This window comes from Pedobacter sp. (genome assembly GCF_046462515.1).
Taxonomy (GTDB): domain Bacteria; phylum Bacteroidota; class Bacteroidia; order Sphingobacteriales; family Sphingobacteriaceae; genus Pedobacter.
The window spans coordinates 337,903-359,419 of record NZ_JBKGVD010000009.1 but is presented as its reverse complement, the minus strand read 5'-3'; the positions used below and the strand labels follow the sequence as shown (position 1 = coordinate 359,419).

The following is a 21,517-nucleotide window of genomic DNA, read 5'->3' as shown; positions in this document are numbered from 1 at the left end:
GTGAAAGCCAGCTGTTTAAAAAAAGTACAGCAAGAAAAAAGCTGCCCAAAAGGGCAGCTTTCCATAGAAATATCTACAATCTTTTACATCGATAAAATCTCAGCTAATTTTAACCAAGCAGGAGTAATTTGCTGTGCATTAATATGTTTTATGGCTCCTGCAAAAGGCGTAAAAATGATTTCTTTATTTACCTGTCCAACCATTACGCCAGCTTTGCCTTCTAAAAGACCTTCAACAGCGGCAACACCTAAACGACTTGCTAAAACCCTATCCATACAGGTTGGTTTGCCTCCGCGTTGTATGTGGCCCAGTACAGAAATACGGATATCATAGTTAGGGAATTTCTTTTCCAAAGCCTTGCCTACATTGTATGCGCCTCCGGCTTCGTCGCCTTCAGCTACAACAATAATTTTTGAAGCCTTGTCTTTTCTTCCATTCTCTATACGCTTAATCAAATCACTTATTGCTGTTTTAGCTTCGGGAATCATGATCGCTTCTGCTCCTACGCCTATTCCGCTACGAAGCGCTATCAGTCCTGAGTCACGTCCCATTACCTCAACAATAAATAAACGATCATGCGATTCTGCCGTATCTCTAATTCTGTCAACAGCGTTTACAACCGTATTAATGGCCGTATCATAACCAATGGTAAGATCTGTTCCCATTAGATCGTTGTCTATAGTTCCCGGTAAGCCAACAATCGGAAAATCATATTCCTGAGCAAATACATTTGCACCGGTAAAAGTCCCGTCTCCCCCTATTACAACCAGAGCATCTATTTCTCTTTGTTTGAGGTTATCATATGCCTTAGCTCGGCCCTCTTTGGTCCTGAAAGCATCGCATCTGGCTGTTTTTAAAATCGTACCTCCGCGTTGTATAATATTGGCTACAGATTTTCCATCCATCGGAATAAAATCTGCATTGATTAGCCCATCGTATCCTCTCAAAATCCCCGTCACTTTGAGCTCGTGATATAAACTTGCCCTTACCACAGCTCTTATTGCTGCGTTCATGCCAGGAGCATCTCCTCCGGATGTCAATACGCCAATATTTTTTATTCTACTCATTTAGCGGAATTAAATTTATCTACCCCACTCTGTAAGAATGCTGCATATTCTTTTGCATTGAAGATAGCTCCCTGAGCAGGCACAAGGGGATTTAGCTGATGATCTACCAGAACGTAGTAAGGTTGCGAGTTAGCACCGTATTTAGTTGCTTGTAAATCCTGATTCCATCTACCTAAATCATCTGTATTCCCTTTAAGGTAATTAGAATAATGTACTTTTTCTGCAGGCATTTTTATAGAACGCTCATCTACATAAAGCTGAATTAGCACATATTTTTCTTTGATTATTTTTCCTACTTCCTGATCAATCCATACATCATCTTCCATTCTGCGACAATTTACACAGGTATGTCCTGTAAAATCTAGCATAATCGGTTTATTTACCTTTTTAGCAAATTCTATTCCCTCATCAAGATCAAAGAACACATTGAATCCATGAGGAGGATGTAAAACTTCATCATGTTTTACTTTCTTAGGGAAATCCAAAGAAGTTTGAGATCCTGAAGAAGATGAACCGCCACTACTTAAAATAAAATCCTGAGTATGCATAGGAGGAGCTAAACCACTTAATACTTTTACAGGTGCGCCCCATAAGCCAGGTACCATATAAACTGCAAAAGAAATAGATACAATAGCTAACAATAATCTTGGCACACTAATGTAATCCAACGTGCTGTCGTGAGAAAATTTGAGCTTTCCTAATAAATAAAAGCCCATCATGGCAAATATCACAATCCACAATACCAGAAATACCTCTCTGTCAAACCATCCCCAGTGCCATACTAAGTCGGCAGCCGATAAGAATTTCAATGCAAGAGCCAGTTCCAAGAAACCTAAGCAAACTTTTACACTATTTAGCCATCCCCCTGATTTTGGCATGCTATTTAAAAATCCAGGGAAAATTGCTGACAAAGTAAAAGGTAGAGCTAAAGCTAGAGCAAAACCAAACATACCCATTGCCGGAGCTAAAACTTCGCCCTTGGCACTTGCTTGAACCAACAAAGTACCTATTATTGGCCCTGTACATGAAAAAGAAACCAGCGCTAAAGAAGCGGCCATAAAGAAGATTCCACCTAAACCTTTACTGTTATCTGCTTTCTGGTCTATCCTATTCACAAAAGAACTCGGTAAAGTAATCTCAAAAGCGCCAAAGAAAGAAACAGCAAAAACAACGAGCAATAAGAAGAATAAAATATTAAATATACCGCTACTACTCAGTTCATTTAGTTTAGAAGAACCAAATAGAATTGTTATCAGCAAGCCTAAAACAACATAAATAACAATAATTGAAAGACCGTAGATCAAGGCTTGTCCAATACCTTTTTGTTTACTTCCTGCCCTTTTGGTAAAGTAACTTACGGTTAAAGGAACCATAGGAAAAATACAGGGCATCAGGAAAGCCAGAAACCCTCCCAGCAAGCCTTCTATAAAAGTATGCCACAAAGTCTGTTCTTTATTAGGTGCTGCTACGGTAGCCGTTGCACCCACTGTATCAGTCGTAACAGAAGCTTTCTTAACCGTATCAGCTTTGATATTATTGGCCGCACTGTCTGCCGCAGAACCAATGGTTATAAAGCCATCGTCATCAGCCTCTTGTACTGTAGTTGTATCTTTTTGTATAGATAAAGCAGCATAAGTATAATTTATGCTAACGCTAGTTAATAAAAGAATTAACAGCGCTATAAAGCTTAATTTTTTCATTTGTATATTAAAAAAACATCATAAACTTAAGCTTACCCGTATAAAAACTTTTGGTATGCAGTTTAACTGCATACCAAAAGATCTGTTCTTTTAAAAAACCAAACAGGTAAACAATTTATTCCCGATTATTTTACCGGAATGCTAAAAGAAACTTCAGCAGGAGGTAAGCATGAGTGATCATTACATACCATATACTCTACTTTTCCTTTTACAACGGTAGTTCCTTTATTAAGCTTTACTTTTTGTTTAAAGATAACCTGATCTTCAAAATAGCTTACATCCATCTTAAATACCTTTTCAAATTTGGTAATAGGTGTTGGTTCTTCTGTTTTACCAACCAAGCTATAATCTGCAGATTTACTGTAGGTAAAAATAGTTTTGTTTGGACCACCAGGTTTTAAATTCTGAGAATACAGGTGCCAGCCATCGTCAACTGTGGCCTTAATAAACAATGTAGCTTCATTTTTACCCGTTTTTTTAGCCATGTAAGACCATGTAACAGGATTTTCTAGCTGGGCAAATGCACCAATTGTGCCTAAAAGCACAAAGGTTAGAATTAAAGTGATTTTTTTCATTTGTGTGTATTTTTAGTTTAAAGTGTGTTCTAACTAAGTTTTAATTGTTGTCCAAAATAGAAAATATTGAATGAAAAATCAATCTAAAAATTCTATTTCTTTAAAACTGAATTTCTTTATCTGCCCGTTTAAACAGCTGACATTTAATAAGCCGTTATCATCTACATCACTTATTGTTCCTCTGAACTCCTGCCCCTGTACTTTAAATAATGCTTCAGTCTGATATTTAAACAGATTTTTAATATAATCCTCTTTGATTACCTGTATCTTATTTGCCTTAAGATTAAGGTAATACTGCTCTATACCTCTACAAATCTGTGCCAAAACTTCGAGCTTATTAACATCATGATGTAAAATTTGATTCATAGATATAGCCTTAGATTGTATCTGAGTGTCAAAAATCTGCTGATTTACATTAAGACCTATGCCAATAATGCTACTTTTTAACTGATTGCCCGAAATGCTGTTTTCGATTAAAATACCTCCCAGTTTTTTACGATTATAATAAATATCGTTAGGCCATTTTATTTGTGGTCTTTCAGGTAAAAAACGGGCTAAGGCATTGCAAATAGCCAAACTAATGATCATATTGAGAGAAAACTGGTTCACTGGCGACAAAAACCTTGGACACAAATAAATACTAAAAGTCAGGTTTTTCCCCGGCTCCGTATGCCATATATTTTCTTGCTGACCTCTTCCGGCAAACTGATTGTCTGCCATAATTACAGTCCCTTCGGTTAATGGCTCAAAATTTGAAGCCATATTTTTTAAATAATTATTCGTAGAATCAACGGATGATAATTTGATGAGATTTTGACCAACAAATAATGTAGAAAAAGTGTTATTTTGCAATTGTTGATTTTAATTTTTATGATTTACCAAAATTAATTGATTTGATGATAAAAAAGAAAACCGAAGATCTATCAGCGATGCTTTCACAGATTGCCATACATGGCATACAAGAAAAAAAGGGAAAGGATATTGTTCGCTTAGATCTAAGGCAGGTAAATAGTGCCGTATCTGATTATTTTGTAGTTTGCAACGCAGACTCTTCTACTCAGGTAAGAGCCATTGCCGATAGTGTGGAGGATGAGATTTACAAATCGACACAAACTGAACCTTGGCGTAAAGAGGGCTTTGAAAACGCCGACTGGATAATTTTAGATTATTTAGATATCGTAGTCCATATTTTTAAAACAGAAAAAAGAGATTTTTATGGCATAGAAGAATTATGGGGTGATGCCGAAACTACCAGATTTAAAAGTGCCTAAACCAAAAACACATAACTGAAACCATGACACAAAATCAGGATAATAATAAAAAACCTAAACAGATTAAACGACTTCCCAACATTCCGAAAAAGCCTCAAAAATCACCTAAATTCAACATTTTTTGGGTATATGCTACCATCATTATAGGTTTATTGGTATTTAATTTCATGTTTAACAGCAGTGATCTGAAAACCATCAGCTATAAAGAGTTTGAGCAGAATATGCTTTTACCCGGTGATGTTAAGCAAATCGTAGGTTACCGTTCTTCTGACGGCGAAACCTATACTGGAGAGATTTATTTAAAAGAGGGTAAAAACGAAGACCCTAAGTTCAAAAAATACGTTAACAATGGCGCTTTATCTATCAGTAAAAATGGACCTATTGCCAAAATTGTTACAACCACATCTGAGTCATTAGAGAAAAAATTGGCTGAATCTCAAAAAGATATGCCACCTGCAGAGCAGATTACCATAACTGCTTCTTCTAAATCAAGTCCGTGGTTAAATATATTCTTACAAATCGTACTTCCCGTACTACTTTTTGCAGGTTTATGGATCTTTATGTTACGTCGTATGAGCGGCGGTGGCGGTGGTGGCGGTGGCCAGATTTTCAACATTGGTAAATCTAAAGCTACCTTGTTTGACAAAGAAAGTCAGGTTAATATAACGTTTAATGATGTTGCAGGACTTGAAGAGGCTAAAACCGAGGTAATGGAAATTGTAGATTTCCTTAAAAACCCTAAAAAATATACCAATTTGGGCGGAAAGATCCCTAAAGGAGCTTTATTGGTAGGTTCTCCGGGTACAGGTAAAACTTTATTGGCAAAAGCTGTTGCAGGAGAAGCTCAGGTGCCTTTCTTTTCATTATCGGGTTCTGATTTTGTTGAGATGTTTGTAGGTGTGGGTGCTTCACGTGTACGTGATTTGTTTAAACAGGCTAAAGATAAAGCGCCATGTATCATCTTTATTGATGAGATTGATGCAATTGGTCGTGCCCGTGGTAAAAACAGCGTAATGGGTGGTAATGATGAACGTGAAAACACACTAAACCAGTTATTAGTTGAAATGGATGGTTTTGGTACGGACTCGGGTATCATTATCCTTGCTGCAACCAACAGACCTGATGTATTGGACTCGGCTTTAATGCGCCCGGGACGTTTTGACAGACAAATCTCAATTGATAAACCAGATTTGGTTGGTCGTGAGCAGATCTTTAAAGTTCACCTTAAACCGGTTAAAATTGCACCTGATGTGGATGCCAAAAAGCTTTCTGCACAAACTCCAGGATTTGCAGGAGCCGAAATTGCCAATGTTTGCAATGAAGCAGCACTAATTGCTGCACGTAAAAATAAGCAGATGGTTGATATGCAGGATTTTCAGGATGCTATTGACCGTGTAATTGGTGGTTTAGAGAAAAAGAATAAAATTATATCTCCTGAAGAGAAAAGAATTGTGGCTTACCACGAAGCAGGACATGCTATTGCCGGCTGGTTCTTAGAACATGCAAACCCACTGGTAAAAGTATCTATTGTACCGAGGGGTGTTGCGGCTTTGGGTTATGCCCAATACTTGCCCAAAGAACAGTTCTTATATACTACAGAGCAGTTAATGGACGACATGTGTATGACCATGGGCGGACGTGTTGCCGAGGATATTGTTTTCGGTAAAATATCAACCGGAGCTTTAAGCGATCTTGAACATATTACACGTATTGCTTATGGGATGGTAAAAATCTACGGTATGAATAAAGAAGTTGGGAACGTATCTTTTTACGATCCTCATGCAGAATATAGTTTTGATAAACCTTATTCTGATAAAACTGCCGAAATGATCGATACTGAAGTGCGTAAATTATCTAACGAGGTTTATGAACGCACCAAGGCTTTACTACTCGAAAAACGTGAAGGGTTAGAAAAACTTGCTCAAAAATTATTAGAGAAAGAAATTCTTTTCCAAACCGATTTAGAAGACATCTTAGGTAAACGTCCTTTTGATACCAGGACCACATATGATGAATTTGTAAATGGTGACACACCCAAAGAGATAGAAAAACCAGTTGAAATTGTTCCCGGAGATACTCCTGTAGTAGAGCATCTTACAGAGAACAGCACACAACAGGAAGGAAATTAAGTTTTAATAACTATATTGAGCAGGCAAGCATTTAAAAATGTTTGCCTGTTTTTGTATAGATCAAATGCCTTACCTACATTTGAAAAATATTCATGAAAGATAATATTACACCAAAAGAGCTTATGCTCAAAAAAATAAGGAAAGCTCTTCTTGAAAAAAGAGATAATCCTTATCCTAATCTGGAAGAGACACCTCTGTACAAGCCCAATGAAGAAGAATTAGAGATTCTTTTTGCGCAGGAGCTTGCTGCTGTATCAGGTAATTTTATCTTTTGTGAAAATGGTGTAGATTTTATTGAAAACCTGCTTACTTTAGCAGATAAATACAAATGGCGTAAAATTTACTGCTGGGAACCACAGTTACAGGAGTTATTGGCACATTATGAATTTCCTTTTTACAAAGGAGATAGAGACTTTGAGCAGGCCGAAGTAGGAATTACTATGTGTGAGGCTTTAATTGCACGCAATGGCTCTGTAATGGTTAGTAATGCCAATGCCGCCGGACGCAGATTAAGTATATATCCGCAGCAACACATTGTGATTGCACGTACAGGTCAGTTGGTTTTAGACCTGAAAGATGCTTTTCAGCTTCTAAAAGAACGGTATGGAACGCAATTACCTACTATGATCAGTACCATTACCGGACCAAGCCGTACCGCCGATATTGAAAAAACACTTGTTTTAGGCGCCCATGGCCCAAAAGAGCTGTTCGTTTTTATGGTAGATGATTTTTCTTAATCATTTTCTTTTATTCTATAGCATATTAAAAAATAATCTTATATTTAAACATAATACCAAAACGGTTTTTGGTTTAAATTTTAAATATGCCCATATATTCAACAATTATTGGAACGGGAAGTTATATTCCTGAGCAGGTAATCAACGGTTCTTTCTTTGCCCATCGTGTATTTTACGAGAACGGAGAGCTTATTCCAAAAGCAAACGATGAAATTATCCATAAGTTTAGCGAAATCACTGAAATTGTTGAACGTAGATACGCGGATGATCATCTTTTAAATCACGACATAGCAGTTATTGCAGCCCAAAATGCACTTAACGATGCACAAATTGATAAAGAAAGTCTGGATCAGATCATATTCTGCCATAATTTTGGCGACATCAGACACAACAGTAACCGTGTAGATATGTTACCAGCGCTTGCAGCTAAGGTTAAACAAATTCTAGATATACAAAATCCCGATTGTGTTGCTTACGATTTGATCTTTGGTTGTCCGGGATGGGTGCAGGGTGTTATACAGGCAGATTATATATTAAGAACAGGGGACGCAAAACGGATTATGGTTATAGGAGCCGAAACTTTATCCCGCATAGTTGATCCGCATGATAGGGATTCTATGATCTTTGCAGATGGTGCCGCAGCTGTAATTTTTGAAGGAAAAACTGCAGAACAACCTATTGGAGTACTTGCTCATAAAAGTCAGACTTATGCAGCATATGCCTCGCTATTAACTATGGGAAAGAGTAATAACCCAGAGGAAAACAACAATAATTTATACATTAAAATGAATGGGCGAAAGCTATATGAATTTGCTGTTGTAACTGTACCTCAGGTTGTAAAAAGCGCCATAGATAAGGCCGGGCTTGATATCAGCGATATTAAAATGGTATTTATCCATCAGGCTAATGGCAAAATGGATTGTGCCATTATGAAACGTTTGTTTAAACTTTATGAAGCAACAGAAATACCCGAGAATCTGGTTCCGATGACCATTTCATGGCTTGGCAATAGCTCTGTAGCAACCATACCTACTCTGATAGATCTGGTTCTGCATAAACAAGTAAAAAAGCATCAGATTAAAGAAGGCGATTATACGGTATTTGCTTCTGTAGGAGCCGGTATGCATATCAATGCAGTGGTATACAAGTTCTAATCAGACAGTCTTTTCAAACCCTGTTTGGCCTCATTTTCTATGCTATTTTCATATTCATGATTTTTCATGGCTATGGCCGTATTGTAAAAAGATCTCGCTCTTCCCGCATTTTTATCCTTTTCACAGATATTACCTGCCAATACAGCGGCTTTTGCGGCATAATAGTATTTCAGATTTCTTCCGGTATTAATGGCATTCTGATACTGTGCTAAAGCCTGTTCATTTTTGTTAAGCTCATCATATACCCTTCCTAAACGGTAAAAGTATTCAGTTTTGTCTTTTGCAGAAGCCAGCATAGATGTATTTATACTGTTCAGGATTTCGAATGCATTATTAAAATAACCCCCGTCAAAAAGAAGACGTGCTTTTAAGAGTTCTTTATTAGGCGCTGGAGCAGCAGCCTCATTCAAAGCCTGTTTATCCTTATCATTATACGTGTATCCATTATTTCTTACTTTGGCAATGTAATTATTATACCCTGAACTGTCATTTTTTAACAGAGAAATGAAGCTGAGATGCAGGTAGGTATCTTTGATATAACTACTGCCTTTATTACTCTGTAAAAAAGCATCAAAATTGCCTGCTGCCCTGAAATCCAGCTTATTTAGCTTAACAATGCCTAATAAATAATCCAAGTAAGGAAAGGGTTGGTAGGCGCTTCCTTTAGGCCTGTTCTCAAGTATATTTATAGCCTGATCATTATGGTTGTTACGTGCACATACATAAGCCTGCAAATAAGTTTTCAGCAAGCTACTATCTGCAAAACGAGCTGTGTATTTCATCGTTTTGCTATAAGCTGTCGGGCTTTTTACCACATCAGATAAAACATATGAATAGTAAAATACTACTTCTTCATAAAACGGTTCATAAGCCGATTTGGGTAAATTTTCAGCTAACTTATCCAACATATTCAAACCCGTGGCCACATCACCTTTAATACCAAATGCAGCTAAAGCTTTTTTCATAAAGCCATCGGGCAGAGACCCCATCACTACATTGATTAGGCCTATTCCTTTACCATTCAAATGAAAGCCCGGAAATTTCTTACTATTATCTTGCAGCAAATTGCTTGCCCGGTTAATTTCTCTCGAAGCAGTATAATATTCTCCAAATCTACTTCTTATCAAAGCCCATTGTAAATTGATTTCGGCCTGTGCATACAGGTAATAGGGCGAGTTTTTATCATCTTTACTGATTTCGTTCAAACGGTTGTTCTTATTGTTCTCAAGCCGTTCAAATTCAGATTTACTTTCATTGGTAATTAGGTAAAAGTAATCTATGTAATTTTCTAATAAAGCACTTATTACATTGTTTGGCCTAGCTTTTCTTTCGGCAGCTATCAATTGCCTAGCCGCAGGCAGTTTAAGCTCAATAATATTTTGGTAAGCTTTTAAGCAGTTTGCATTAAAATCAAAATTGGCAAATGCTCCAAGAGGGAGAGCGGTGAATAATAAAACAATGTATTTTTTTTGAAGAAAATTAAGGTATTTAATGTACATCTAATTCAATTAATCGGTTACAGCAATATAATTATTTATATCAACCTTAAAAACACAACTTTGTTTTATTAATTAAAACAAAAAAGGCCAGAAATTAGTATTCTGGCCTTTATATTTTATATAACCGAAAGCGGTTAAGCTTCTGCTACTTCATGTGTCAATGCTTCATCAACCAAGATTCTTCCGCAGTGCTCACAAACAATGATTTTTTTACGCTGACGGATATCTAATTGACGTTGAGGAGGAATTTTATTAAAGCACCCAGAACAAGAATCTCTTTCAATGGTTACCACAGCTAAACCGTTAACCGCATTTGTTCTTAAACGGTTATATGCAAATAAAAGCCTGTCTTCAATTGCACCTTGTGCTTTTTCTGCTTTCTTCAACAACGCATCTTCTTCCTTCTCTGTTTCTGCAGTAATGGTTTCAAGTTCTGTTCTTTTAGCATCAAGATCACCTTTTCTCATTTCAAGATTAGCCTGAGCTTTATCATAGATCTCAGTTTTGTTATTGATCTCAAATCCGTATTCTCTGATCTTTTTCTCACAAACCTGTATCTCAAGATTCTGAATTTCTATCTCTTTTGTCAGGGCGTCGTATTCACGATTATTTTTAACTTCTTTCAATTGAGCATCGTACTTTTTAATTAAGGTTTGTGCTTCCTTAATCATATTTTTACGATTTACAATTGCATCTTCTGTATCATCTAACTCGTTCTTTATTTTCTGGATACGGGTTTCTAATCCTGCCACCTCATCCTCTAAATCAGCTACTTCTACAGGTAACTCACCTCTAATTTGGCGAATTTTGTCTATTTTAGAATGTATGGTTTGTAATTCGTATAAAGCCTTTAGCTTTTGCTCTACTGTTTGTTCCATTAAAACAAATAATTTATGGGGTTTGTGTTATGCTCCGTTAAACGGATTGCAAAGTTAGGAAATTTTTCTTGAATATTCTCTATCAACAAATTAGATGTAAATTGTTCTGTTTCAAAATGTCCGATATCTGCTATAATCAATTTATTTTCAGCATCAAAAAATTCATGGTACTTAAAATCGGCCGTTACAAAAGCATCCGCACCTGCCGCTATCGCTTTTTGTAACAAAAAGCTTCCAGACCCACCGCATACCGCAACCTTTCTGATCTTTTTAGGTAAAACAGCTGTATGCCTTACTACTGTGGCCTGCATTTCATTTTTCACATGTCTTAAAAAATTCATCCCTTCCATTTCTTCATGTAACCAGCCTATCATTCCTGCGCCTACATTATTCAATTCATTGGCTAGCGGATAAATATCATAAGCTACTTCTTCATAAGGATGGCTTTCTAAGAGTGCAACCAAAACTTTTCTTTCATCCTGAACTTTAAAAATGGTTTCTATTCTTATTTCCTCTTCTTTATGCTGTTTCCCTATTTCACCCACATAAGGATCGGCAAGATCATTAGCTTTAAACGTTCCTGTTCCCTGTGCATTAAAACTGCATTCGCCGTAATTGCCTATTTCTCCTGCTCCGGCAACAAACAGTGCATTTCTAACTGCTTCTGCATGCGAAACCGGACAAAAAACCACTAATTTTTTTAATAAGCCGGCTTTAGGCGCCAAAACTTTGGCATTTTGCAAACCCAATTTCTTACAGATGTAGCCACTTACACCATTTGCAACATGATCTAAATTAGTATGTATAGCGTAGAGAGAAATATTGTGCCTAATGGCTTTAATTACTACTCGCTCTACGTAATTTTTACCTGTAAATTTCTTCAGTCCTTTGAATACAATAGGATGATGCGTGATAATGAGGTTGCAGTTTTTTGAAATGGCCTCGTCAACAATCTGCTCTGTACAATCTAAAGCTACCAAAGCGGCTCTGATTTCTTCGTCCGGATTTCCCACAATTAAACCCGAATTATCATAGTCTTCCTGATAGTTTAATGGGGCAAGACTTTCAAGGTGATTCGTTATTTCCCTTAACTTCATAGCCTAAAAATAAGAAATCCCCATAAGTTAAAGCTTATGAGGATGAAAATATTCTATATAAACCTATTGCTGAGGTTGTTGGAAACTACCCATTCTTACCATTTGTAAACTTTCAAATACCATCCTCTGATTGTATTCAAATGCAATGCTTTTGTGGTTCACAATATCTACAATGGTTCCGATCATACATAAACCATAAGTTAAAAAGAACAGGATCCCCATACCAATCTGCCCTACAATAAATCTTGATAAACCCGGCACAAAGAAGCCAATTACAGAGAACATCAGTAAATCGCTCGGATTTTTTCTCTTACTTGCATAGATCATTAAAAATGTACGCAATTGTTGTTCATTCAAACCATTTGTAGCCGTTTGTAAGTATGAATATTCTTGAGGGGTTATACCCGGTAAAGACATGAAATTTTGATCAAACATTTTTTATCCTCCTAATATTTTTAAATCGATATACGTTTTTCTTTAATTATTAAAACAGTTACTAGCCTGTAAATCCGGTATAAAATCAGCATCAGTGCCGGTATGCCAAACCAATGATACCTTAAGCTCTCATTTATATTAGCGTGGAACAACGCTGAAATCGATCTTCCTAATCCGCATCCCGGACACCAGTCTATACCTAAATTAGCCAAGGGGCATAGGGTAAAATGATGTTCACTCGGGTTTGCCATGGCCAATAATACCAGCGCAAAGATCCAGAAAAACAGTTCAAAATACTTACCTTTTACCATGCTAATTGCCTGTTTTTATATGTTAGAAGCCTTTAAAATAGCTTTGTTACTCCAGTTTATTTAAATTTCGACGAAAGGTAAATAAAAACCGACAAATTAGCGCCCTTCATCGAACAAAATTGGATTGGTATCTTTAACAGATAGAATTATTGCAGTTAATTTAGCAGTAATTAAAGCCTAAACTTTAAGGGTTACGGTGCAATGATTATTATTTTATGCTGTATCTTTGAATAGTGAACGTTAAAGATTTAATTGAAAGATTTAAGACCGATAAACGTGTACTTGCACTGGCCACATCGCTGAACAGCCACAAAAGCAAAACACAAGTAAAAGGTTTAGTGGGCTCTGCTGATGCCTTTATTGCTGTTACAACCTATTTTCTACAACACAAACCTCAGTTGTTTATATTTCCTAACCGTGAAGAAGCCGCTTATTTTTCTTCTGATCTTGAAGCACTTTTAGGGAAAGAGGTGCTTTTATTCCCGGCGTCTTTTCGTAAAGCTTTTGAATTTACGCAGGTAGATACAGCCAATGTGCTGGCACGTGCCGAAGTTTTAACAGAGCTCAACCATCATTCGTCATACGGAAAAATTGTAGTGACTTACCCTGAGGCATTAGCCGAAAAAGTAATTAACAGAAATGTATTAGAGAAAAATACTTTAGAGATTAGTATAGGTGCCAATTTAGGTATCGATTTTATCAATGAATTTTTAACGGATTACGACTTTGAACGCAGCGATTTTGTTTATGAACCGGGACAGTTCTCTATAAGGGGCGGTATTGTCGATATTTTCTCTTTTTCGCACGATTTGCCTTACCGTGTAGAGTTTTTTGGCGATACAGTAGAAAGTATCCGTACTTTTGAGATCGACAGCCAGCTATCAGTAGAAGAAATTAAAACACTTACCATTGTGCCTAATGTACAGGCTAAGTTTTTAACCGAGAACAATATCAGCTTACTAGAATACATTGATAAGGATACCCAGTTGTGGTTCAAAGATGTGTCTTTTACATTAGATGTGGTAAAAACAGGATATAGAAAAGCTGATGAATTATGGAAGGCTTTAGCACAGGCTGATAAACAGCAAAATCCAAACTGGCTCGATCCAAAATTTGCTTTTACAGATGAGAAAATGTTGGCCGACCTGTTTCAAGATTTTAGCATTGTTGAGTTTGGCAAACAGTTTTTTTACCGTGCTGATGAAACCGTATTTTTCGACACTAAACCTCAGCCTTCTTTTAATAAGGATTTCAGCCTGCTAATCCACAATTTCAAGGAAAACGAAAAGCAGCATATCCACAATTTTATTTTTACAAACTCTGCCAAGCAAATTGAGCGTTTATACGCCATATTAGATGACATTGATAAAACCGTAAAATTTGTTCCGATCAACATTTCTTTACGTGAAGGTTTTATTGATTTTGAGCAGAAAGTTGCTTTTTATACCGATCACCAGATATTTGACCGTTTTTATAAATATCAGTTAAAAAAAGGTTATCAACGCAGCCAGTCTATCACCTTAAAAGATTTAAGAGAACTCAAACCCGGCGATTTTGTTACGCATATTGACCACGGAATAGGGAAATACGCCGGACTGGAAAAAGTTGAGGTGAATGGCAAGGTACAGGAAATGATACGTTTGGTTTATGCCGATAACGATTTGCTGTATGTTAATATCAACTCTTTAAACCGTATTGCCAAATACAGCGGTAAAGAGGGAACTGTACCTAAAATGAATAAATTAGGTACCGATGCCTGGGATAAGCTAAAACGCACGACCAAGAAAAAGGTAAAAGATATTGCTCGAGACCTGATCCGTTTGTACGCCATGCGTAAAGCGCAACAGGGTACAGCCTTTGCCCCCGATGGTTATTTAGAAACCGAACTCGAAGCCTCTTTTATTTATGAAGATACGCCAGATCAGGTTAAGGCTACAGCCGAAGTAAAAAAAGATATGGAAGCTCCGCATCCTATGGACAGGCTGATTTGTGGCGATGTGGGTTTTGGTAAAACCGAAATTGCCATTCGTGCCGCCTTTAAAGCGGTAGCTAACAGTAAACAGGTTGCCATTTTAGTGCCTACTACTATTTTGGCCTTACAGCATTACAAAACCTTTTCTTCACGTTTAAAAGATTTTCCTGCCAAAGTAGATTATATTAACCGTTTTAAAACCTCTAAACAGATTAAAGAAACCTTAGAACGACTGGCCCAGGGTAAGATTGATATCATTATTGGCACACACCGCTTACTGAGCAAGGATGTAAAGTTTAAAGATCTGGGTTTAATGGTAATAGATGAGGAACAAAAGTTTGGAGTAGCTGCCAAAGAGAAGCTAAAAACGCTTAGGGTAAATGTAGATACTTTAACACTGACTGCTACACCTATTCCACGTACCTTACATTTCTCTTTAATGGGTGCTCGAGATCTTTCCATTATGAGCACTCCGCCACCAAACAGACAGGGCGTAAACACTGAATTGCATGTATTTAATGACAAGCTGATTCAGGAGGCTATACAATTTGAGCTCGATAGAGGAGGCCAGGTATTTTTCATACATAACAGGGTAAATGATCTTCAGCAATTAGGCGGATTAATTCAAACGCTGGTACCTAATGCGCGTATAGGTATTGCACATGGGCAATTAGATGGCGACGCCTTAGAAGATGTAATGTTATCTTTTATTAATGGCGAAAAAGATGTATTGGTAGCTACGACCATTATCGAAGCCGGATTAGATATTCCAAACGCTAATACCATTATCATCAATCAAGCGCATATGTTTGGTCTAAGTGATCTGCATCAAATGCGTGGGCGGGTAGGACGTTCCAATAAAAAAGCATTCTGTTATTTACTAACGCTCCCTTTATCTACGCTTACCACTGAAGCCCGTAAACGCTTGAGCGCCATTGAAGAATTTTCTGACCTGGGCAGTGGTTTCAACATTGCCATGCGAGATTTGGATATACGTGGCAGTGGAAACCTTTTAGGCGGCGAGCAAAGCGGGTTTATAGCAGAGATAGGCTTTGAAATGTACAATAAAATTTTAGATGAAGCCATACAGGAGCTTAAAGATGATGAATTTAAGGATCTGTTTAAAGATCAACCTGAAAAACCTTTTGTAAACTTTACTCAGGTTGATACAGATCTTGAATTGCATTTTCCTGATGATTACATTACCAGCATAACAGAACGTTACAACCTTTATACCGAGTTATCTAAGCTAGAGCATGAAAAAGATCTTCTAGCTTTTGAACAGCAATTGCGGGATAGATTTGGTCCGATACCACAACAGGTAACAGATATGGTAAAGGTTTTACGCTTACAATGGATCGCTAAAAAATTAGGTTTTGAAAAAGTAAGCTTCAAGAAAAACATCTTAAGAGGTTATTTCCTTACCGATAAGCAGTCTAAATATTTTGACTCGGAAGTATTCAACAAAATCTTAGCCTTTGCACAGATGCATCCACGTTTGTGTAATCTAAAAGAAGTAAAAAACACCTTGCGTATATCTTTCGACAATATAAACAGCATTGACGAAGCAGTAGAAATGCTTGAAATGATATTATAATGAACGGTCCTGATCCACAGTTATTAAAAGACCTGGTAGAAATGAAAATGCCTTTTGGTAAATATCAAGGCCGGCAGCTTTGTGATTTGCCAGAGGCTTACCTGCTTTGGTTTAAACAAAAAGGCTTTCCTCGGGGTAAACTCGGTATATTGCTCGAAACGCTTTACGAAATTAAACTCAATGGCTTAGAGCATCTTTTATCGCCCTTGCGTAAAGGCTTATATTAAAAATCCACAGGTTTTTAAACAAGTAAAAACCATTTGCGGAAACGCGTTGTTTTATTTCATATCAAAACTTTTGAACCATGAAACAGCCGAATGAAATGAACACTTTAAGCCAGGTAATGGAGAAGTTGCGTCAACGTGGAATAACTAACGAAATTACTTTATCTGAAAATAACGAAATGAGATCTGAAGAGCATAATAAAACTTATAATCCTGAAGATCTTACCATCATAAAAACCTATCGTTTTGAAGGCATGTCTGATCCTGCAGATAATGTTGTGCTTTACCTGATTGAAGATTCGGATGCAAAATTAGGCTTCATTTTAGACGCTTACGGTGCATATAGCAATAATAAGGGTACTTATTTTGATGATTTCTTAAAACAGATAGTTGTACAGGACCGTGACGAGCAGGAGTTATTTAATTCATAACCTTACTGTTTAAATTTATTTTACGCAATCGTTTGAATGCTTTAAAATCGTAAGTTTTATAGATTTTTCTTACCTTCAATTTCTCATTGTGAACTGTTAAACATGTTAAAAAAATCAGTCACCATAAAAGAAATTGCCCAAAAGCTGGATCTATCGGTTTCTACTATCTCGAGAGCGCTGCATGATCATCCCAGTATTAGTGCTACAACACGATTAAAGGTTAAACAAATAGCCAAGGAACTGCATTATGAACCTAATCAAGCTGCAATCCATTTCCAAAAAGGTAAAACTTTTACTATTGGTGTTATATTGCCCAAGCTATCTGAAACTTTTTTTGCCGAGGCCCTCAGTGCCATTGAAGATATTGCCTATAGAAGGGGTTATACTATTTTACTTGGCCAATCGCACGATAATGAAGAAAAAGAAAAACTATTGGCAGAAAAAATGCGTGCACACCGCGTAGAAGGTTTAATTGTATCGCTTGCTAAGAATACTACAGATTACAGCCATTTTGAGCAGCTCAGAAAATACCATATCCCTGTGCTCTATTTTGACCGGATTCCTCCTTTAAAGAATATCCATCATGTTTCGTGCAACATTGAAACAGGAAGCACAGAGGCCGTAAATTACCTTCTAAAACAAGGGCACCGCAATATTGCGCTGATTAATGGTCCTGTTTCTTTGTTGGCAAGCAAACAACGCAAAGAAGGCTATATTACCGCCCTACAAAAAAACCGCTTAAAATTTGATCCAACGTTGGTAGTAAATTGTGATCTCACAGAAAAAGGAACACGAGAAGCATTGGAAACACTAATGGCTCTTAAAAGAAAACCTTCTGCTATTATTGCATTTAACGATTATGTATCCTCTTATGCAGTAAAGCAAGCGGTTAATATAGGCTTAAAGATAAATGAAGACATTTGTTTTGTAAGCTTTGCCAATTCTCCCATCAATCAGTTCATGCAATATCCACCTTTAGCAAGTGTAGAACAGTTTCCCGCAATACAAGGTCAAAAAGCCATAGACACCCTACTTGACATCATTAACAATCATAATGAGGAAGAAGCCTATTATCGTGTAGTAATCAATTCTGAACTTGTAGAGCATAAAAACGAGCTAACATAAAAAAGCATCATGCCGCATTACACAACATGATGCCGTTATTTAGAAGGGATGTTTAATTAAAAACCACTATCATCCAGTGCAAAAGTATTTTTCCGGTTTTGCCATTTACCTTTGGTAAAATCAGGAAACTCCATGGTTTTATTCTGTTTCCTTAATGATTCGGTTGACAAAGGCGCTATTACGCTCATGGTTACTGAATCGTATACATCAATCGGAGTCTGTTTTTTTTGTTTAACAGCTTCAATAAAACCGTTGAACACAAACCAATCCATACCGCCATGCCCCGCACTTACCGCTAATTCTTCATATTTTTTCCAAAGCGGGTGATCATACTTCTTAAACCAATCATCTGCTTTATCCCATGTATGTGCTTTAGATACGCCTTCTATATGCACTGATTTATTGACATCCATCCATAGTCCTTTGGTTCCCTGAACTCTGAACCCTAACGAATACGGACGTGGCAGGTGGGTATCATGTGTTAGCATTACCGTTTCACCATTGGCACAATTGATTAGAGTGGTGGTAACATCGCCATTTTTGTAGTTGATCTTTGCATTAGGATGTCCGGGTGATTTCTCTTCCACATAACTGGCTAAGCCACGTGCTTTAGAACTGAATGAAACCAGGCTGGTAAAACGGTTACCTCTGTTGATGTTTAAATACTGCATTACAGGACCTGCTCCATGTGTCGGATAAAGATCGCCATCCTGATCTATATTAAATTGGGTGCGCCATTGCGCCTCACTTAAAGCTTTAGGACCAAATTCTACTCCCCCACCATAATACTGCTTGCCATTGTTAAACAATACTTCACGTAAATCATGCTGGTATCCTCCTTCGACATGTACCAATTCTCCAAAAATACCATTTCTTACCATGTTTAATACGGCAAGCACATCTCTGCGGTAACATACATTCTCTAAGGTCATATAAGGAATGCCTGTTTTTTCAGATGTATTTACAATATCCCAATGATCTTTAACGGTTAAGCCTGCAATTACTTCACATCCTACGTATTTACCTGCATTCATAGCATAAATAGCCTGCTCATGGTGAAACTGCCACGGGGTAGAAATAATCACGGCATCAATATCTTTTCTATCTAGTAATGCTTTATAAGCATCTAAACCACCTGTATATTCTTTAGGCGCCGGCTTGCCTTTTTTAGCAATAAACTCACGACAAATTTTTAACGAGCTTTCCTGTGTATCACAAACTGCAACAACGTCAACATCATCTCTTAAAATACCTTCGCTGATATGGTTCATCCCTCTTGCGCCTACACCAATATATCCTAATCTTACTTTGCCATTATCTTTGGCAAATAAAGAGCCTGAGGGTAAAATTGTGATACCCGCAGCAGCCAATGCACTGTTTTTTAAGAAATCTCTTCTTTCCATGTTATACCGTTTTATTTGTGGTTGATTTAAATTGAACCGTAAGTTATAAAAAAATATAGCTTACACCTACATTGACAGCGCATTAACATTACGCAAACGTTTGTGTTAAACAGGTATATATTTAGTTATTAGGATAAAAGCAATTAGATAAAGTAAAAATATGTACCTTTGCGGCCGTGAAATTTTCTACAGCCATATTATTCGCTTTAAGGTTCTTATAAGTTCCAAGCTGTGGTATTTTCTCACCATCTTCATCCATCAAAATCATGTTAAATCCAGAAATAGAAAGAAGAAAAACGTTTGCCATTATTAGTCACCCCGATGCAGGTAAAACCACATTGACCGAAAAATTCCTACTCTTTGGTGGGGCTATCAATACTGCGGGTGCTGTTAAAAGAAACAAGGCCAATCAAAGCAATACTTCCGATTTTATGGAAATAGAGCGCCAGCGTGGTATTTCAGTGGCCACATCGGTAATGGGCTTTGAATATGCTGATAAACGTATCAATATCCTGGATACACCCGGACACAAAGATTTTGCTGAAGATACCTATCGTACACTTTCGGCTGTAGATAGTGTTATTCTGGTGGTTGACTGTGTAAAAGGCGTAGAGGAGCAGACCGAAAAACTAATGTCTGTTTGCCGTATGCGTAACACCCCAGTAATTATCTTCATTAACAAAATGGACCGAGAAGGTAAAGAACCTTTCGACCTATTGGATGAGATTGAAGAAAAACTAAACATCAGCCTTTGCCCGCAGTCGTGGCCAATCGGACAGGGACATACATTCAAAGGTGTTTACAGTATTTACCATAAACAACTAAATCTTTTCCATTCTGATAAGAGTAAAGTTACCGATTCTGTGGTTAAAGTAAGCGACCTGAATGACAATGCCCTACTGGATTATTTACAGGAAAAAGAAATCAGCAATTTAAAAGATGAAGCAGAATTAGCTAATGGCGTATACGGTGATTTGGATACTTCATTATACAGAGAAGGCCTATTGGCTCCGGTATTTTTCGGATCGGCCATCAACAATTTTGGTATCAAAGAATTATTAGATACGTTTATAGAAATTGCACCAAGTCCTAAACACCGTGAAGCCGAAGAAAGAGATGTGTTAGTAGAAGAAAAGAATTTCAGCGGCTTTGTTTTTAAAATACATGCCAACTTAGACCCTAAGCACCGCGATAGGATTGCTTTCTTACGTATCTGTTCAGGTAAGTTTGAAAGAAATAAGTTCTATTACCATACTCGCCAGGACAAGAAAATGAAATTTGCCAACCCGATGGATTTCATGGCCAATGAAAAGAGTTTAGTTGAAGAAGCTTGGCCAGGCGATGTAGTAGGATTATACGATAGTGGAAATTTTAAGATAGGCGACACTTTGACCGAAGGAGAAAAACTTCATTTTAAAGGTATTCCGAGTTTCTCTCCTGCAATTTTTAAAGAGGTAGAAAATATGGATCCTATGCGTACCAAGCAGTTAGAAAAAGGCATAGAACAGCTAACAGATGAAGGCGTTGCACAGTTATTTGTAATGCAGCCAGGTAACCGAAAAGTTATTGGAGCTGTGGGCGAATTACAATTTGAGGTTATCAACTTCCGTTTGGAACATGAATATGGCGCAAAATGTCGTTTCCGTACGCTTACTTACTCACGTTCACGCTGGGTAGCTTGCGATGACAAGAAAAAGCTTGATGAGTTTGTGAAACGTAAGCAGGCTCACATTGGCACAGATAAAGAAGGCAATCCGGTTTATCTATCAGACAATGATTTTATGCTTGATATGACCAAACGCGATTATCCGGATATAGAATTTTATGCAACCAGCGAGTTTAGAAAATAAGCATTTGATATAAAAATTTGCAAAAATGCCCTACATTGGAAAAAGTCGGAAGAAAAAATCTT

Annotated in this window: 20 protein-coding genes; 9 read left to right on the top strand and 11 right to left on the bottom strand. The window is 37.2% G+C overall.

From position 1 onward, the window contains the following. Positions 1-83: 83 nt before the first annotated feature. The 4 genes from pfkA to ACLHG9_RS13530 form a co-directional block, all read right to left on the bottom strand. Positions 84-1,067 carry a 6-phosphofructokinase gene (gene pfkA, locus ACLHG9_RS13545; RefSeq protein WP_410222035.1) on the bottom strand — a complete coding sequence of 328 codons (984 nt, stop codon included), beginning with the start codon at positions 1,065-1,067 and terminating at the stop codon, positions 84-86. Continuing rightward, a complete protein-coding gene (locus ACLHG9_RS13540; protein WP_410222034.1) occupies positions 1,064-2,767 on the bottom strand; it encodes a protein-disulfide reductase DsbD family protein in 1,704 nt (567 codons plus the stop codon). The genes pfkA and ACLHG9_RS13540 overlap by 4 nt, the downstream gene beginning before the upstream one ends. A gap of 125 nt (positions 2,768-2,892) precedes the next feature. Further along, positions 2,893-3,342, bottom strand: coding sequence for a protein-disulfide reductase DsbD N-terminal domain-containing protein (locus tag ACLHG9_RS13535; protein WP_410222033.1), 450 nt, complete (start codon positions 3,340-3,342; stop codon positions 2,893-2,895). Positions 3,343-3,420: 78 nt separating this feature from the next. Next, complete coding sequence (locus ACLHG9_RS13530; RefSeq protein WP_410222032.1) at positions 3,421-4,194, bottom strand: biotin--[acetyl-CoA-carboxylase] ligase; 774 nt, start codon at positions 4,192-4,194, stop codon at positions 3,421-3,423. Between the two features lie 44 nt (positions 4,195-4,238). On the opposite strand from ACLHG9_RS13530, the gene rsfS reads away from it, so the two are divergent. The 4 genes from rsfS to ACLHG9_RS13510 all read left to right on the top strand — a co-directional run bounded on the left by rsfS (position 4,239) and on the right by ACLHG9_RS13510 (position 8,633). Further along, the gene (rsfS, locus tag ACLHG9_RS13525) at positions 4,239-4,613 is read left to right on the top strand and encodes a ribosome silencing factor (protein WP_410222031.1); all 375 of its coding nucleotides are present in this window, start codon (positions 4,239-4,241) and stop codon (positions 4,611-4,613) included. 23 nt (positions 4,614-4,636) lie between these two features. Further along, on the top strand, positions 4,637-6,742 hold the full coding sequence (gene ftsH / locus ACLHG9_RS13520) for an ATP-dependent zinc metalloprotease FtsH (RefSeq protein WP_410222030.1): 2,106 nt from the start codon (positions 4,637-4,639) through the stop codon (positions 6,740-6,742). A gap of 92 nt (positions 6,743-6,834) precedes the next feature. Then, positions 6,835-7,479, top strand: coding sequence for a lactate utilization protein C (locus ACLHG9_RS13515; RefSeq protein WP_410222029.1), 645 nt, complete (start codon positions 6,835-6,837; stop codon positions 7,477-7,479). Positions 7,480-7,565: 86 nt separating this feature from the next. Next, entirely contained in the window at positions 7,566-8,633 is a 1,068-nt protein-coding gene (locus tag ACLHG9_RS13510) for a 3-oxoacyl-ACP synthase III family protein (protein ID WP_410222028.1), read from the top strand. Here ACLHG9_RS13510 and ACLHG9_RS13505 read toward each other — a convergent pair. The 5 genes from ACLHG9_RS13505 to ACLHG9_RS13485 form a co-directional block, all read right to left on the bottom strand. After that, complete coding sequence (locus tag ACLHG9_RS13505) at positions 8,630-10,132, bottom strand: tetratricopeptide repeat protein (RefSeq protein ID WP_410222027.1); 1,503 nt, start codon at positions 10,130-10,132, stop codon at positions 8,630-8,632. The genes ACLHG9_RS13510 and ACLHG9_RS13505 overlap by 4 nt on opposite strands. 134 nt (positions 10,133-10,266) lie before the next feature. Continuing rightward, positions 10,267-11,010 carry a zinc ribbon domain-containing protein gene (locus ACLHG9_RS13500; protein ID WP_410222026.1) on the bottom strand — a complete coding sequence of 248 codons (744 nt, stop codon included), beginning with the start codon at positions 11,008-11,010 and terminating at the stop codon, positions 10,267-10,269. Beyond that, a complete protein-coding gene (locus tag ACLHG9_RS13495; RefSeq protein ID WP_410222025.1) occupies positions 11,010-12,107 on the bottom strand; it encodes a Nif3-like dinuclear metal center hexameric protein in 1,098 nt (365 codons plus the stop codon). Before ACLHG9_RS13495 ends, ACLHG9_RS13500 begins: the two co-directional genes overlap by 1 nt. 63 nt (positions 12,108-12,170) lie before the next feature. After that, a complete protein-coding gene (locus ACLHG9_RS13490) occupies positions 12,171-12,542 on the bottom strand; it encodes an NINE protein (protein WP_243358775.1) in 372 nt (123 codons plus the stop codon). A gap of 20 nt (positions 12,543-12,562) precedes the next feature. Continuing rightward, positions 12,563-12,853: a DUF2752 domain-containing protein gene (locus tag ACLHG9_RS13485; RefSeq protein ID WP_410222024.1), complete on the bottom strand. Its 291-nt coding sequence runs from the start codon at positions 12,851-12,853 to the stop codon at positions 12,563-12,565. A gap of 233 nt (positions 12,854-13,086) precedes the next feature. Here ACLHG9_RS13485 and mfd point away from each other — a divergent pair, with 233 nt between their 5' ends. The 4 genes from mfd to ACLHG9_RS13465 all read left to right on the top strand — a co-directional run bounded on the left by mfd (position 13,087) and on the right by ACLHG9_RS13465 (position 18,202). Continuing rightward, positions 13,087-16,422, top strand: a complete 3,336-nt coding sequence (gene mfd, locus ACLHG9_RS13480; RefSeq protein WP_410222023.1) for a transcription-repair coupling factor — start codon at positions 13,087-13,089, stop codon at positions 16,420-16,422. Further along, positions 16,422-16,649, top strand: a complete 228-nt coding sequence (locus ACLHG9_RS13475) for a DUF3820 family protein (protein ID WP_410222022.1) — start codon at positions 16,422-16,424, stop codon at positions 16,647-16,649. The genes mfd and ACLHG9_RS13475 overlap by 1 nt, the downstream gene beginning before the upstream one ends. A gap of 77 nt (positions 16,650-16,726) precedes the next feature. After that, on the top strand, positions 16,727-17,077 hold the full coding sequence (locus ACLHG9_RS13470; RefSeq protein WP_410222021.1) for a hypothetical protein: 351 nt from the start codon (positions 16,727-16,729) through the stop codon (positions 17,075-17,077). 102 nt (positions 17,078-17,179) lie between these two features. Then, the gene (locus ACLHG9_RS13465) at positions 17,180-18,202 is read left to right on the top strand and encodes a LacI family DNA-binding transcriptional regulator (protein ID WP_410222020.1); all 1,023 of its coding nucleotides are present in this window, start codon (positions 17,180-17,182) and stop codon (positions 18,200-18,202) included. 56 nt (positions 18,203-18,258) lie between these two features. On the opposite strand, the gene ACLHG9_RS13460 is transcribed toward ACLHG9_RS13465, so the two are convergent. After that, positions 18,259-19,605 carry a Gfo/Idh/MocA family protein gene (locus tag ACLHG9_RS13460; RefSeq protein ID WP_410222019.1) on the bottom strand — a complete coding sequence of 449 codons (1,347 nt, stop codon included), beginning with the start codon at positions 19,603-19,605 and terminating at the stop codon, positions 18,259-18,261. A 121-nt stretch (positions 19,606-19,726) separates the two neighbouring features. Next, complete coding sequence (locus tag ACLHG9_RS13455) at positions 19,727-19,873, bottom strand: hypothetical protein (protein ID WP_410222018.1); 147 nt, start codon at positions 19,871-19,873, stop codon at positions 19,727-19,729. Here ACLHG9_RS13455 and ACLHG9_RS13450 point away from each other — a divergent pair. Then, entirely contained in the window at positions 19,872-21,455 is a 1,584-nt protein-coding gene (locus tag ACLHG9_RS13450; RefSeq protein WP_410222017.1) for a peptide chain release factor 3, read from the top strand. The genes ACLHG9_RS13455 and ACLHG9_RS13450 overlap by 2 nt on opposite strands. Positions 21,456-21,517 lie beyond the last annotated feature (62 nt).